This window comes from Erwinia sp. E_sp_B01_1, from assembly GCF_036865545.1.
GTDB lineage: Bacteria > Pseudomonadota > Gammaproteobacteria > Enterobacterales > Enterobacteriaceae > Erwinia.
Genome location: NZ_CP142208.1, coordinates 1,039,957 through 1,053,204 on the forward strand (window position 1 = coordinate 1,039,957; position 13,248 = coordinate 1,053,204).

Sequence of the window (13,248 nt, forward strand, 5' to 3'; positions counted from 1 at the left end):
ATATCGAAGGGAATACATCATCAGGTGCAATAAAGGAGGGTTAACGATGGCGTTACCAAGTGGGCATCCCAAGAGCCGCTTAATGAAGCGCTTTGGATCTCTGGGTCCTTATATCCGCGAAGCTAAATGTGAGGAAGAGCGTTTTTTCTTTGACTGCCTGGCTGTCTGCGTCAATGTAAAGCCCTCTCCGGAGCTGCGTGAATTCTGGGGCTGGTGGATGGAGCTGGAAGCTCAGAGCGACCATTTCACCTATGAGTACCACTTTGGTCTGTTCGATAAAGAAGGCAACTGGAAGCCCTCCACCATCAAAGGAAAAGAGAATAACGAACGGCTCGAAGAGACATTGCGTAATTTTCACGTGCGGCTGAAAGCCCTGCTGGAAGAGATGAATCTGGGGCTGAAGCCAGCCGCAGACTTTGCCGATGAACCGGTCAAACTGACCGCCTGAAGCGACGCTCAACGAATAAAAAAAGGCTGGCATCTGCCAGCCTTTGATTAAGACACATAACGAGGGTGGTACCACCGCATCCCTGCGGTATTCAAATTCAGAACTGGTAAACCAGACCTACAGCCACAACGTCATCGTTGTTCAGACCCAGGCGGTTGTCATCATCCAGCTGGTTGATTTTGTAATCAACATAAGTATTCATGTTCTTATTGAAGTAGTACGTCGCGCCCACATCAATGTATTTCACCAGGTCAACATCCCCCAGTCCTTCGATATCTTTGCCTTTGGTCTGCACATAGCCCAGGGAAGGACGCAGGCCGAAGTCGAACTGATACTGTGCTACCAGTTCAATGTTCTGTGCTTTATTCGCCGCACCCGCTACGGTAGTGGTCACGTTATTAATGACAGCCGTACCGCTGATTGGCGTCATATTGCGGGTTTCGGTATAGATAGCAGCCAGGTAAAGGCTGTTGGCGTCATATTTCAGACCTGCGCCCCAGGAGTCAGCTTTATCGCCTGTTCCCCAGGCCTGTGCCTGCTGTGCATTGGTACGGTCTGAGCTGGTGTAAGCACCGCTGACGCTGACGCCGGTATCGGCCAGCGCATAGACCGCTGAAATACCGTAACCGTCGCCGTTACCGCGTGAGGCGGTAGTACGGCCAGTGCTGTCATCATTTTTACCCTGATACTGCAATGCAAACTTCAGACCATCCACCAGGCCAAAGAAATTGCTGTTACGGTAAGTGGCAACACCCGTTGTACGCGCAGTCATAAAGTTATCGCTACGCGCCGTGCCGTCACCGCCGAACTCAGGGAACATATCGGTCCAGGCTTCCACATCATAAAGTACGCCGTAGTTACGGCCATAATCGAAGGAGCCGTAATCACCAAATTTCAGACCAGCAAAGCCCAGACGGGTTTTGTTTCCGGTGTTGGCATCAGTGCTTTCAGAGTTATTAGTATTGAACTGATATTCCCACTGACCGTAACCGGTCATCAGGTCGTTGATCTGCGTCTGACCTTTAAAGCCCATACGCATGTATGACTTGTCACCGTTGCTGCCGTCGCTGTCGCTGAAATAGTGCAGGCCTTTAATTTTGCCATACAGATCCAACTTGTTGCCGTCTTTATTATAAACTTCTGCGGCCTGAGCAGCGGTGGACAGAGCCAGTGCGGCGGTTAAGATTGCCAGTGCGCTTTTCTTCATTTTGCTATCAATCCCGAATGAGTAAAATTGTTTGGCCTTAAGATTCCTCTGAAGGCAGGAACGTTTTACCCTGAAAATATTAAAGTTTTATTACATTCATACACATTTCTTGTTATCGGTGAACTAATGGTCTACCCGATTGTCGGGGATTTTGCGCCTTTTGCACCCGCGCCTGTTGGCTTCCAGCACCACACCTGTTAAAAAGTCACTTCGACATAATTTTTACCTAATGGCAGGAAATAATGAGCAGCAGCCAGACCCTGGTGATAAAACTGGGGACCAGCGTATTAACCGGCGGATCGCGTCGGCTGAACCGGGCACATATTGTCGAGTTGGTGCGCCAGTGCGCGCAGCTTCATGCGGCAGGCCACCGGATTGTGATCGTCACCTCAGGCGCTATGGCCGCCGGACGTGAGCACCTTGGCTACCCGGAACTGCCACCGACCATCGCCTCAAAGCAGCTGCTGGCTGCGGTGGGGCAGAGCCGGTTGATTCAGCTTTGGGAGCAGCTGTTCTCTATCTATGGCATCCATATTGGCCAGATGCTGTTAACCCGCGCCGATCTGGAAGACCGCGAACGTTTCCTCAACGCGCGGGATACCCTGCGCGCGCTGCTGGATAACCACATTGTGCCGGTGATCAACGAAAACGATGCGGTGGCTACTGCTGAGATCAAAGTGGGCGATAACGACAATTTGTCGGCGCTGGCCGCGATCCTGGCCGGGGCTGATAAGCTGCTGCTGCTGACCGATCAGCCAGGGCTTTTTACCGCCGATCCGCGCAACAATCCGCAGGCCGAGCTCATCAGCAATGTTCACAGTATTGATGATGCGCTGCGGTCGCTGGCCGGTGACAGCGTGTCCGGGCTGGGAACTGGCGGTATGGCCACCAAATTACAGGCGGCTGACGTTGCCTGTCGCGCTGGTATCGACACCATCATTGCCGCCGGAAGCCGCGCGGGCGTGATTGGCGATGTGATTGACAGCAAGCCGGTCGGCACCCGCTTTCATGCGCTGGAAACGCCGCTGGAGAACCGCAAACGCTGGATCTTCGGCGCACCGCCGGCCGGTGAAATCACCGTTGATGACGGGGCGCTTTCCGCCATCCTGGAGCGCGGCAGCTCGCTGCTGCCAAAAGGGATCCGCGAAGTTACCGGCAACTTTTCACGCGGCGAAGTGATCCGCATTCGCAGCCTGCAGGGGCGCGATGTTGCGCACGGGGTTTGCCGCTACAATAGTGATGCGATGCGGATGATAGCCGGGCACCATTCCCAGCAGATCAGCGATATTCTCGGTTACGAATATGGTCCGGTGGCCGTTCACCGCGACGATATGATCGTCAGTTAAGGAGCAGGTGATGCTTGAAGAAATGGGCAAAGCCGCGAAAGCCGCGTCTTACCAGCTGTCGGTGCTTTCCACCGTACAAAAAAATCAGGTCCTGATGACCATTGCCGACCGTCTTGAAGCGCAGAGCGCGGAGATTCTGTCGGCTAACGAACGGGATCTGGCCGATGCGCGTCAGAACGGCCTCAGCGAAGCGCTGCTGGATCGCCTGATGCTCAACCCGGCCAGGTTAAAAGGCATTGCCGATGATGTGCGTCAGGTATGTCGTCTGGCCGATCCGGTGGGCGTGGTGATGGATGGCGGCCAGCTGGATAACGGCCTGCGCATTGAGCGTCGTCGGGTGCCGCTGGGCGTGGTGGGCGTCATCTATGAAGCGCGTCCAAACGTGACGGTGGATGTTGCCAGCCTGTGCCTGAAAACCGGCAATGCGGTGATCCTGCGCGGCGGTAAAGAAACTTACCGTACTAACGGCGCTACCGTGCGCGTCATTCAGGGCGCTCTGAAAGAACACGGCTTACCAGCCGGCGCGGTGCAGGCGATTGAAAGCCCGGATCGTGAGCTGGTGAATCAGCTGCTGAAGCTGGATCGGTATGTCGATATGCTGATCCCTCGTGGCGGGGCTGGCCTGCATAAGCTCTGCCGTGAACAGTCGACCATTCCGGTGATCACCGGCGGCATTGGCGTCTGTCATATTTTTGTTGACCAGGACATAGAACCAGAAGCAGCGATGAACGTCATCGTCAACGCCAAGAAACAGCGCCCAAGTGCCTGTAACTCACTGGAAACCCTGCTGGTGCATGCAGGCATTGCTGAAAGCTTCCTGCCGGTATTAAGCCAGCGCATGGCGGAAGAGGGCATCAAATTGCATGCCGATCCGCGCTCGCTGCCGTTGTTGAAACAAGGCCCGGCGGAAGTCAGTGAAGTCACCGACGCGCAGTATCGTGATGAGTGGCTGGCGCTGGATATGAACGTCAAAGTGGTGGATGACCTGGATCAGGGCATCGCCCATATTCGTGAATACGGCACCCAGCACTCTGATGCCATCCTGACCCGCAGCATCCATAACTCAGATCGCTTCGTCAATGAAGTCGACTCCTCGGCGGTCTATGTCAATGCCAGCACCCGCTTCACTGATGGCGGCCAGTTTGGGCTGGGTGCCGAAGTGGCCGTCAGCACGCAGAAACTTCATGCCCGTGGCCCGATGGGCCTGGAAGCGCTGACCACCTATAAGTGGGTAGCGTTTGGCAATGATACGGTACGCAGCTAAAGAGTTGCTGGCTGACTGGTTGAGCAGCTGATTTGCTGACCGACTGGCTGGTCAGAAATTGGTTGCCTGATTGAGTTGCTGGCTGGCAAAGTGGATTGAGATTTTAGCGTGCAGTCATGCCCGCTTACCGGGCTACATCAATCCGGGCTACAGGGAGGTGGCCGGGGAAAGTCCCAGGGAGAAGTTGTCGGTTCCTCACTGCTCAACGTCATAAGGATATCCCATGGTCACTCTCTCGCAGCTCCTTCCCTTTGCCGCTATCGCCCTTGGTCTGGTCCTTACGCCTGGCCCCAACATGATTTACCTGATTTCCCGCTCATTGTGTCAGGGGCGCAAAGCGGGCTATATCTCGCTGACCGGCGTGGCGCTGGGCTTTATGTTCTATATGGTCTGTGCGGCGTTAGGTATTACCGCTCTGATCATGGCGGTGCCTCTCGCCTATGATGCACTGCGTATTGCCGGGGCCTGCTATCTGCTTTACATGGCATGGCAGGCGGTATTTGGTGGGAAATCCCCTTTTCAGGTTCGCGATTTGCCACCTGACAGCTCACGAAAACTCTTCACTATGGGGCTGCTCACTAACCTGTTGAACCCCAAAACTGCCGTCATCTACCTTTCGCTGCTGCCGCAGTTTATCAGGCCAGAACAGGGGCATGTGCTTGCTCAGTCACTGACGCTGGGTCTTACCCAGATCGTCACCAGTATGCTGGTCAACGGCATGATTATCTTCGCCGCCGGAGCCATTGCCACTTTCCTGGCACAGCGCCCAACCTGGCAGAAAATCCAGCGCTGGCTGATGGGCACTGTCCTGGCCGGGCTGGCGTTAAGAATGGTACTTGATGGGCGCAGGTAGCCTGAGAAACAGCAGGAGCAAAAGAGAATCTGTAGCTCAGAGATGCTTTTCGTCTGCCCCAGTGATGCTTTCCGGCTACCAGAACCAGGAGGACATGGTGAAGCAATACACCAGAGTCACGGAAAGTAATACAAGTTCAACGGGCTTAATAATGAACATGATAGTCGATAAGGGTTTAGGTTAAGTTTCTATTACATCGGTTCACGGCGGAGAAACTTTAGGGAGAATTCTCCTTTTTCCTATTTACTCCATGCTTATGTTGAGTTAGTGGCGTTGAGTAATTATTCGTAACAACGCTCGTAGATGCATCCCAAATCACTAGTTTGCCGTGTTTTGCCCGAAGATTAAGGCGCTGGCGCATTATGGCGCCGACAGCGGCCCGAAAGTGGGAATCCTCCGCAAGATCGCCAACTGACTTGCCTGTGTCACGAATTAACGTCTACTGTTGACGGCTCAGGTTGTGTTTTCCGGAACGATTGCGACAGGGAGCCGTTATGAAAAAAGTCCTCGGCACTTTTTTACCGCTGTATACCACCACGCTGTTGATGCTGCTCGGCTCTGGCCTGCTTACCACCTATGTGTCATTGCGTCTGGCTCACGAAAACGTCAGCGGCGGTCTGATTGGTGCCATCACCGCGGCCCACTATTTTGGGCTGGTGCTGGGCGGCAAAGTCGGACACAACCTGATTGCCCGTGTGGGGCATATCCGCGCTTATGTCTCCTGTGCCGGGATTATTACCGCTTCCGTGTTGGGGCATGGCCTGACTGACTACCTGCCGATGTGGATCTTCCTGCGTCTGATCATCGGGCTGTGCATGATGTGCCAGTATATGGTGCTGGAAAGCTGGCTGAATGACGGCGCTGAAACGGGCCAGCGAGGCCTGATCTTCGGCTTCTACATGGTGGCAACCTATCTGGGGCTCTCAGCGGGACAAATCATCCTGATGACTCAGGTGGGGTCCGGTAGCTCAAGCCTGTTAATCGTTGCGCTGTGCTATGCGCTTTGTCTGGTGCCGATGGCCCTGACGACCCGCACTAATCCGCACCCCATGACGCCCGCGCCCATGGAACTGGGGTATTTCTTCCACGCGATCCCCAAAATCCTGCTGATCACCCTGGCAACCGGGATGGCGGTCGGCGCGTTTTACGGCATGGCGCCGGTCTATACCAGCCAACTGGGCTTTACGACGAAACAAACCGGCCTGTTTATGGCCATCACTATTTTCGCCGGGCTGATTTCACAGTTTCCGTTAAGCTGGCTTTCGGACCGTATCGATCGGGGGCGCTTGCTGCTCTGTACCGCAATACTTTATACGCTGGCCGCTCTGCCGTTAACCTTGCCCCTGCCTGTGACTTTTCTGTGGGTAATGGTCGCCGCCTTTATAACCAGCATGATGCAGTTTTCGCTCTATCCGCTGATTGTCGCCATGGCTAATGACAGCGTGGCTCCGGAACGCCGGGTATCGCTTACGGCCTGTCTGCTGATGGCGTATGGCGTGGGAGCCTGTATCGGCCCGCTGGTTACCGGCGCAATCATGCAGCCGCTGGGGGGGAATATGCTGTATGTCTTCTTCTGCCTTTGTGGCGTGGTCATTGCCGGGATCAGCTGGTTTGCTAACCGCATTCCGCAGATCGTTACCGAAGCCCCTATACCCCATGTGCCGCTGCCGGACAGCCTGACCAGTTCACCCCTGGTTGCCGCCCTTAATCCGACCCTCACCGAAGAAGATATTCAGGCAGCGATGATCGACACTGATGAGGACGTTACGGAAAACGATGATGGAGAAGATGAAGACGGTCCCGCTCCTCTTCATTAATAAAAACTGGTACCAGGGATTTTTCTGAAAGTTGATCACCCCTCGTGATTGTTTATACTGCTTATCACCTAACCGCAGATTAAGCATTATGAGGGATCATATGTCTGGCAGAGGAAAAGTCTGGCTTGCAATAATCATCGGCTGCATTGTTTTTTGGTCTCTGATTTGGCTGTGGAGCACAGGGACATGACGGAACGACGTGAAGAAGAGCAGAACAAAGGACTCAAGGATCCGCTGGCCGGTTGGCAGTTAAACCGTCTTCAAAAAAATTTTATTGTATCGCTGCTTTATGAGGAAACGGGGGAGGAGGGTGAAGAACTCACCCTTTTTTACGACAAAGCAAAAGGCACCGTGGGGCCTGTGAATTCAGCCTGACGAAGAATTCCTGACGATTTGCCGACGGGTAAACAGGCGGGTCATCAGGATAGCGAAGAGGGCGAAGGCCCCTCCCAGAGCGGTGGCTTCCAGTCGATGTGTTGCCACCCCTGTTTGTGATATCCCCAGGCTTGAAAGCATAAACACCACCATCAGCGTGACAAAAAAGGTGAAGACGAAATAGGATTTGGAGATCAGCGAATAGGAGAAGGTAAACGCGATATAGCCGCTGAGAATAAAACCACACACAAGGAACAGTGGGGTATGCCAGTAGTCGATCAGCGTCGCTGCCAGGATACTGCCCATCAGCGTTCCCAATACCCTCGCCTGCACCCGCGAAAAAGTATCTTTATAGTTATTCCTCAGACAAAACAGCAGCGTCATTCCCGCCCAGTAGCCATTTTTCATCTGAAAGAACTCCACCGTCGTCAGCGCCAGACACATGGTCAGCAGCGCATAAAATACCGACCATTGCAGGTGGATTTTATGCTTGTACTTACGCAGCGTGACGCGAAAGAACATCAGCCATGAACGGGGGCTGGCATCCTTGCGGTGAAACGGAAAACGCCGGAAAACCAGGTATAAAAAAACCATCTGTAGCAGGCCGCCAGCGCCAGTTAACGCTGCCCGATCTGCCGCATGTTCCAGCGAACCGGCATAGTACCCTGACACCAGGTAAGCAATCGACCATTGCAGTACCATCCACCAGGCACTGTTGTCGACGTTGGCCAGCGACACATAGAGACCGGCATACAGCATCGCACCTGCAATATAGACCGGCGTAACGTTCCCGGTCAGGCAGCCCAGCCATGAGGAGAACGCCAGGCCGACGCAGGTGGTCAGCAGTAAGGAGAAAGAAGAGTCGCCCCAGGTTTTATTGGCGCCAAATGCCAGCGTCAGGGCCCCGCTGGCCATCACGCTGGCCGCAGGGACCTGATTCAGGGGAAATCCGGCAAGAAAGACAACAATAATGGCCGGCAGGCAGCAGAGGCCGAGTAACATGTCGTGCCTGATGACGGGAGTAAGGCGCATGGTTGAACAGCATCTCCGTAAGTTGAGTGTTAAGCTGAGATATCAAAAGGATATCTTATAAAAATTGCTGGCGTACGCCACTGAGCACCCGCTGCCCACATCCTTAACCTCACGCCTGTCCGCTTGCAAAAAACGGCAGTGCTGAGTAGGCTGGCGCCCCAGAATAAGGGTGTTCACAGAGGAAATTATGATCAAGTCATTAATTGCCATCGCTATCGGCGGATCGGCGGGCAGCATACTCCGCTGGCTGTTATCCGTGCGCCTGAATGCGCTTTTCCCCAGCCTGCCGCCCGGCACGCTGACGGTGAATCTGGTGGGTGGCTTTATTATTGGGGCTGCGATGGCGTATTTTCTGCGCAATCCGGAGCTGGACCCGGCCTGGAAGCTGCTGATTGTCACCGGGTTTTGTGGCGGTTTAACCACCTTCTCCACGTTTTCGCTGGAAATCGTCACGCTGATGCAGTCCGGTAATTACCTGTGGGCAATGACCTCAGCCCTTACCCACGTCACTGGCTCCCTGCTGATGACCTTCGCCGGTTTCTGGCTTATCTCACTGGTTTTGTGATGCAGAAGCCTCCCCCGCAGGAATACCTGCCGGGGTACGCTGGTCCGTTACGCCGGTTATTCGGTCACTATTGACGGTTTTTCCGGCTCAAGCGCCAGCGCACTGGCGCTGGCCGCATCAAACAGTGACAGGCTCTCAATCTGATCCAGCATAATCACTTTACGAAAGGCCATGGCGGATTTAGGTTTTGAATCCAGCGTGATCCCATGCTCGTCATACCATTTGCTGTAGTTGTGTTCGACGCAGAGGTTGAGCGTCTTGCCATCCCGGTAACCGCTGAGCATCGGGATCAATACCACATTTGAAGTAGAGACGGTTTCATAGGATGCGGTATGGATCATACCGATATAGATGCGGCGGGATTTGAGGGTTATCCATGCCAGCTCACCTTCCTCCATACACTGGAAGAGGATCCCTTCAACGCCGTTGGCGCGGGTCAGTTCCTTATAGAGGGATTTTCGCCCGTTTGTGCTCAGGCGGGCACTGCCAGACCAGTTAGAACGGTAGATACAAAAGGTCACGGCAAAGGCCAGCATAATCACCACAGGTGCCTGGATCCCCAGGAAGCTCCAGTTCATAAACTCCATTTGCCAGTGGTGGTGTAGCCCTTCATTTAACTGCGGCATGGCATTAAGGATGGCAGAGACCGCAAACAGCACCAGCCAGATGATGCCTGTGGCTATCACCCCCTGAAGGACGAAGATACAGCCATAAAGCGCAACGAGAAAATAGACATCCCAGCCAAAGGAGCGTTTAACTTTAAATCGGGTCGAGAGGTCGCGGCTGGTATACCAGTAGCCGCAAACCATCAGCACCATAAATATTGCCGTTCCCATTTCAGGCTCTCTTCAGTATGTTGATGTGACGGGCGAAATCTTCCTGCACTTCCGGACTGTGAATATTGACGGTAGCGCCGCCGTCCTCATCAATCAGGATACGTTCGCCTTCTTCAATCGACTCTTCGATATCATTCTGGCTCATCACCTGAAGGAGTGACTCTGGGCTGGAAAACAGGGAACACAAAAATTTGAACATGACGATCCTTTTTCAATCCGGGACCTTAAGCCTGGTCACTGAATGGGATTTTCTCTATCAGATTAGTGTGAAACAGGCGTGCCGTCCCTGGCACGGGTTTTTAGCTGGCGGATTGCTGAGGCTCATCCTGCAGATGTTTCTTGAAATGTTTCTCTATCTGTTCCAGCGTTTTACCCTGGGTTTCTGGGGCAAAGATAATCGCAAAGATGCCGCCAGCCACACCCACAGCCGCAAAAGCAAAGAAGCAGGTGGTCAGGCCGAAGGCCTCCAGCAGGATAGGGAACATAAAGGCAATCGAGAAATTGGTCATCTGCATCGCGAAGACTGAGATGCCGTTGGCCATGCCGCGGATGCGCATCGGGAAAATTTCCGAAAGCAGCAGCCAGGTCACCGGGGAAAGAGCACCCTGCTGGAAACAGAGGAAAATCAGCATCCCGGCCAGCACCAGATAGCTGCGCAACACGTCAGGCTGACCCTGAACGGTCTCCGGCATCAGCCAGGTTACCAGACCGATAGCCAGCAGCGTACAGGTACAGCCAATCTGCCCAACCAGTAACAACGGGCGGCGGCCAAAGCGGCTCAGCAGCATAATCCCCACGAAGGTCATCAGTACGGAAATAACGCCGTTGGCAATGGTTGCCAGCAGTGAGGCATTGGTCCCCAGACCGGTAGCCTGGAGCATGGTTGGCGCATAAAACATGATGGTATTAACGCCGGAAAGTTGTTGCAGCATGGCAATACCAATCCCCAGCGCCACCAGTCGTTTCATCCAGACCGATATGGTCTTCTGACGACGGGCATTTTTCTGGCTTTTGGAATCCATAGATTTGCGGATTTCCCCCATCTCTTTTTCAACCATGCGTGACTGGCGGGTGCGTTCAAGCACGTCGCGTGCTTCACGATAACGTCCGTGCATGGCGTACCAGCGCGGCGTATCGGGCAGGAATAGCATCCCTACCCACAGGATCACCGCAGGCACACAGGCAACGCCCAGCATCCAGCGCCAGGTGGTTTCTCCGCCCCAGACTTCGTTGATTGCCGCATTACTGGTGTAGGCAATCAGCTGGCCAGAAACAATCATCAGCTCCTGCAGCGTCACAAACTGCCAGCGACGGTTAGCCGGAACAATTTCTGCGATGTAGATGGGCACAATGGCTGCAGCGCCGCCAACGGCCAGTCCCAGAATGAAGCGGAAGGTGATCATCAGCACCACGTTGGGTGCCATAGCGCAGCCCAGCGAGCCACACATAAAGACCACCGCCATCACCAGGATAACTTTTTTACGGCCAAACCGGTCTGCTACCCGACCGGCGCATATTGCCCCAATCGCTGACCCCAGGATCAGGAAGCTGGTGACCATGCCGGTAGTCAAAGACGTCAGATGCAGATCGTGCTTCATAAACAGAAGTGCGCCAGCAATTACGCCGGTGTCATAGCCAAAAAGCAGGCCACCCAGCGTGGCTATAAACGCAATTACTTTTACCAGCGGCTCGGTTGATTGCAGCGCTTTTGATGCCGCGCCCGAAGGGCCGTTGTTCGATGTTTCAGTCACAAGTTACTCCCTGGAAAAGCGATATTATTATGTTCTGCATGTGATCGGGATCACATGACACTTTAATCTAATCCAGGAATGCGATTTTGGTAGGGAAAACACAAAAAAAATGTGCTGTTAGCAGCCATAAAGGCCATATCGCAGAGGGAGGGGAGGTGAATTGTACGTAAAATGGCCAGCTTTTGGCCTTTGACGGAGCAGGGCAGGATAAATCCGGTTAACGGAAAAGAAACAGGCTGCCGTTAAAACTGGCAGCCTTTAGCTGTTACGACAGGCTTCTGATATGTCTTACTGCTGGATTGAAACTGTGCTGTCTTGGCTGATGATTTCCGCTGACTCCCCGGCAACTCTCTTTAAGCTTATTACGAGTGCCAGCCGTTGAGTCAACAGGGGCGCTGACGGCGATTTCACTGCCGTTATACTCACGCAGCCACTGCAAATACTCTTCCATCACTAACGTCATATCTTCATTGGGTTGGGTCGTCCGGATATAAAGTTGAGCGGACGATTTGGTTTTATCCTGAATATAAACTTCGTACTTTTTGTTCCAGGCCGGTGTATCGGAACGTTCGCGCAACACCACATCATTGAAACGCAAGTGCTGCCAGCGCGTCAGGCGTTCATAAAAATGTTTTTTATCCATGACGGATTAACCTCTCCGTTTTTCTGTGTAAGTAATCAAAGTCGCCCTGTAAAGCAGGACGGAATAACAACGTTATCTTTGTATTGAAATAAGGGGACTTCACCACCGGAAACACAATCCGGGGTTGATTTAATCTAGCCTAAATCGGCCCTTTTACCAGAGTAATGGGCTCTTTTCAGAAAATTTGCAGTGAAACAGATGTAAGGAAGATTGTTAACTTGCTGAATCCCCGTCAGTAAAGGAATCGGTGGTTGTATTTTGATGTGATTCAAAAATTCTAATCCTGTTTACTAACTACCCGTGGTGATGGTAATTTCAGGGGCAAATCATTTCAGGAGCAGGTTATGAAACAGTTGGTCATTGATATTTTGATGAAGATAGCAAAAATCGATGTGGATTCGAAGGAGTTGACCGCACAAGTTGAGGCGCAGTCATTGCTGATAGCGGCTCTGCTGCTGACCGTAGGGAAAGAAGGTGCGTCAGATATTGCTGAAAACATTCAGAATGCCATCGTTGCCGCTTCTTCATCAGGAAAAGGCTTTTTGCAGTCGGATATTGATCTGTTACTGACCCATGTCAATCGTCTGCTGGCGGTGACCCGCTTTGTGGATGAAAAATCAGGTACCGAAGAGACGGGCTGATGACCGGTCCTGTCCGGAAGCCGCCCACGTAAGACTATTGCTCCCCGTTCACTTTTGTTATCACCGTACCCTGATCACGATGCACCTCACCACAGAGCAGCACGGCGTCAGGCCGGCGCTGATGAATGCGCTCAGCCATTTGCTCACAGGCGACCTGAGTGGGAAAAATGTGCTCAGACACGGGGAGTGCGTCGCATGCATCATAGCCACAGGCGCTGACAAGTAATACGAAGCCAATTAACATAGCTCACTCCTTTGAAAAACAGACCCAAAGGTAAGTATAGGCTATGAGCGAGACGGCGGGCTTTTTCAGCGTATCCGGCATTATTGCCTGAGCTTTACAGGTAAGAAAAGGCGGCGGTCTTTAGCGGATATGAGGGAAACAGAGCGTTAAACAAGGCCTTTCCACAAGGTCAGGCCTGTACATTCTCACTGCCGGATTTCTTTGCCAGACATTATCACGCCAGGCA

The 13,248-nt window shown here is 53.2% G+C and carries 15 protein-coding genes; 8 read left to right on the forward strand and 7 right to left on the reverse strand.

The window, feature by feature from the left end; genetic code table 11:
• The first annotated feature begins 46 nt into the window (after nucleotides 1-46).
• Complete coding sequence (crl, locus tag VRC33_RS04915) at nucleotides 47-448, forward strand: sigma factor-binding protein Crl (RefSeq protein WP_338561440.1); 402 nt, start codon at nucleotides 47-49, stop codon at nucleotides 446-448.
• A 97-nt stretch (nucleotides 449-545) separates the two neighbouring features.
• Here crl and ompC read toward each other — a convergent pair whose 3' ends face one another.
• Nucleotides 546-1,655 carry a porin OmpC gene (ompC, locus tag VRC33_RS04920; RefSeq protein ID WP_338561442.1) on the reverse strand — a complete coding sequence of 370 codons (1,110 nt, stop codon included), beginning with the start codon at nucleotides 1,653-1,655 and terminating at the stop codon, nucleotides 546-548.
• A gap of 242 nt (nucleotides 1,656-1,897) precedes the next feature.
• Between ompC and proB the strand changes: the two genes are divergently transcribed.
• From proB to VRC33_RS04945, 5 genes are all read left to right on the forward strand, one after another.
• Nucleotides 1,898-3,001 (forward strand): glutamate 5-kinase, encoded by a 1,104-nt coding sequence (gene proB / locus VRC33_RS04925; RefSeq protein ID WP_338561444.1) that lies wholly within the window; start codon nucleotides 1,898-1,900, stop codon nucleotides 2,999-3,001.
• A 10-nt stretch (nucleotides 3,002-3,011) separates the two neighbouring features.
• Nucleotides 3,012-4,265: a glutamate-5-semialdehyde dehydrogenase gene (gene proA / locus VRC33_RS04930; RefSeq protein WP_338561446.1), complete on the forward strand. Its 1,254-nt coding sequence runs from the start codon at nucleotides 3,012-3,014 to the stop codon at nucleotides 4,263-4,265.
• Nucleotides 4,266-4,488: 223 nt separating this feature from the next.
• Nucleotides 4,489-5,118 (forward strand): LysE family translocator, encoded by a 630-nt coding sequence (locus VRC33_RS04935; protein WP_338561450.1) that lies wholly within the window; start codon nucleotides 4,489-4,491, stop codon nucleotides 5,116-5,118.
• A gap of 494 nt (nucleotides 5,119-5,612) precedes the next feature.
• Nucleotides 5,613-6,935: an MFS transporter gene (locus tag VRC33_RS04940; protein ID WP_338561453.1), complete on the forward strand. Its 1,323-nt coding sequence runs from the start codon at nucleotides 5,613-5,615 to the stop codon at nucleotides 6,933-6,935.
• A 186-nt stretch (nucleotides 6,936-7,121) separates the two neighbouring features.
• The gene (locus tag VRC33_RS04945) at nucleotides 7,122-7,310 is read left to right on the forward strand and encodes a hypothetical protein (RefSeq protein ID WP_338561455.1); all 189 of its coding nucleotides are present in this window, start codon (nucleotides 7,122-7,124) and stop codon (nucleotides 7,308-7,310) included.
• Here VRC33_RS04945 and VRC33_RS04950 read toward each other — a convergent pair.
• Nucleotides 7,302-8,312: an FUSC family protein gene (locus VRC33_RS04950; RefSeq protein WP_338564708.1), complete on the reverse strand. Its 1,011-nt coding sequence runs from the start codon at nucleotides 8,310-8,312 to the stop codon at nucleotides 7,302-7,304. The two genes, VRC33_RS04945 and VRC33_RS04950, sit on opposite strands and share 9 nt — an antisense overlap.
• A gap of 217 nt (nucleotides 8,313-8,529) precedes the next feature.
• Between VRC33_RS04950 and crcB the strand changes: the two genes are divergently transcribed.
• Complete coding sequence (gene crcB / locus VRC33_RS04955) at nucleotides 8,530-8,907, forward strand: fluoride efflux transporter CrcB (RefSeq protein WP_338561459.1); 378 nt, start codon at nucleotides 8,530-8,532, stop codon at nucleotides 8,905-8,907.
• Between the two features lie 56 nt (nucleotides 8,908-8,963).
• Here crcB and VRC33_RS04960 read toward each other — a convergent pair whose 3' ends face one another.
• The 4 genes from VRC33_RS04960 to VRC33_RS04975 all read right to left on the reverse strand — a co-directional run bounded on the left by VRC33_RS04960 (nucleotide 8,964) and on the right by VRC33_RS04975 (nucleotide 12,137).
• Nucleotides 8,964-9,743: a hypothetical protein gene (locus VRC33_RS04960; RefSeq protein ID WP_338561461.1), complete on the reverse strand. Its 780-nt coding sequence runs from the start codon at nucleotides 9,741-9,743 to the stop codon at nucleotides 8,964-8,966.
• Nucleotide 9,744: 1 nt separating this feature from the next.
• Nucleotides 9,745-9,942 carry a hypothetical protein gene (locus VRC33_RS04965; protein ID WP_338561463.1) on the reverse strand — a complete coding sequence of 66 codons (198 nt, stop codon included), beginning with the start codon at nucleotides 9,940-9,942 and terminating at the stop codon, nucleotides 9,745-9,747.
• Between the two features lie 100 nt (nucleotides 9,943-10,042).
• Nucleotides 10,043-11,494, reverse strand: a complete 1,452-nt coding sequence (locus tag VRC33_RS04970; protein WP_338561465.1) for a sugar porter family MFS transporter — start codon at nucleotides 11,492-11,494, stop codon at nucleotides 10,043-10,045.
• A 265-nt stretch (nucleotides 11,495-11,759) separates the two neighbouring features.
• Nucleotides 11,760-12,137 (reverse strand): hypothetical protein, encoded by a 378-nt coding sequence (locus VRC33_RS04975; RefSeq protein ID WP_338561467.1) that lies wholly within the window; start codon nucleotides 12,135-12,137, stop codon nucleotides 11,760-11,762.
• A gap of 344 nt (nucleotides 12,138-12,481) precedes the next feature.
• On the opposite strand from VRC33_RS04975, the gene iraP reads away from it, so the two are divergent.
• Nucleotides 12,482-12,778, forward strand: a complete 297-nt coding sequence (gene iraP / locus VRC33_RS04980) for an anti-adapter protein IraP (protein ID WP_338561469.1) — start codon at nucleotides 12,482-12,484, stop codon at nucleotides 12,776-12,778.
• Between the two features lie 34 nt (nucleotides 12,779-12,812).
• Here the strand turns inward: iraP and VRC33_RS04985 are convergent, their stop codons facing one another.
• Nucleotides 12,813-13,022 carry a hypothetical protein gene (locus VRC33_RS04985; RefSeq protein ID WP_338561471.1) on the reverse strand — a complete coding sequence of 70 codons (210 nt, stop codon included), beginning with the start codon at nucleotides 13,020-13,022 and terminating at the stop codon, nucleotides 12,813-12,815.
• Nucleotides 13,023-13,248 lie beyond the last annotated feature (226 nt).

Excerpts from the sequence above, each read along its gene's own strand:
- VRC33_RS04945 (WP_338561455.1), top strand. The coding sequence starts at position 7,122 with ATGACGGAACGACGTGAAGAAGAGCAGAACAAAGGACTCAAGGATCCG.
- proA (WP_338561446.1), top strand. The coding sequence starts at position 3,012 with ATGCTTGAAGAAATGGGCAAAGCCGCGAAAGCCGCGTCTTACCAGCTG.
- VRC33_RS04965 (WP_338561463.1), bottom strand. The coding sequence starts at position 9,942 with ATGTTCAAATTTTTGTGTTCCCTGTTTTCCAGCCCAGAGTCACTCCTT.
- ompC (WP_338561442.1), bottom strand. The coding sequence starts at position 1,655 with ATGAAGAAAAGCGCACTGGCAATCTTAACCGCCGCACTGGCTCTGTCC.
- proB (WP_338561444.1), top strand. The coding sequence starts at position 1,898 with ATGAGCAGCAGCCAGACCCTGGTGATAAAACTGGGGACCAGCGTATTA.
- iraP (WP_338561469.1), top strand. The coding sequence starts at position 12,482 with ATGAAACAGTTGGTCATTGATATTTTGATGAAGATAGCAAAAATCGAT.
- crl (WP_338561440.1), top strand. The coding sequence starts at position 47 with ATGGCGTTACCAAGTGGGCATCCCAAGAGCCGCTTAATGAAGCGCTTT.
- VRC33_RS04940 (WP_338561453.1), top strand. The coding sequence starts at position 5,613 with ATGAAAAAAGTCCTCGGCACTTTTTTACCGCTGTATACCACCACGCTG.
- VRC33_RS04935 (WP_338561450.1), top strand. The coding sequence starts at position 4,489 with ATGGTCACTCTCTCGCAGCTCCTTCCCTTTGCCGCTATCGCCCTTGGT.
- VRC33_RS04950 (WP_338564708.1), bottom strand. The coding sequence starts at position 8,312 with ATGTTACTCGGCCTCTGCTGCCTGCCGGCCATTATTGTTGTCTTTCTT.
- VRC33_RS04960 (WP_338561461.1), bottom strand. The coding sequence starts at position 9,743 with ATGGGAACGGCAATATTTATGGTGCTGATGGTTTGCGGCTACTGGTAT.
- crcB (WP_338561459.1), top strand. The coding sequence starts at position 8,530 with ATGATCAAGTCATTAATTGCCATCGCTATCGGCGGATCGGCGGGCAGC.
- VRC33_RS04985 (WP_338561471.1), bottom strand. The coding sequence starts at position 13,022 with ATGTTAATTGGCTTCGTATTACTTGTCAGCGCCTGTGGCTATGATGCA.
- VRC33_RS04975 (WP_338561467.1), bottom strand. The coding sequence starts at position 12,137 with ATGGATAAAAAACATTTTTATGAACGCCTGACGCGCTGGCAGCACTTG.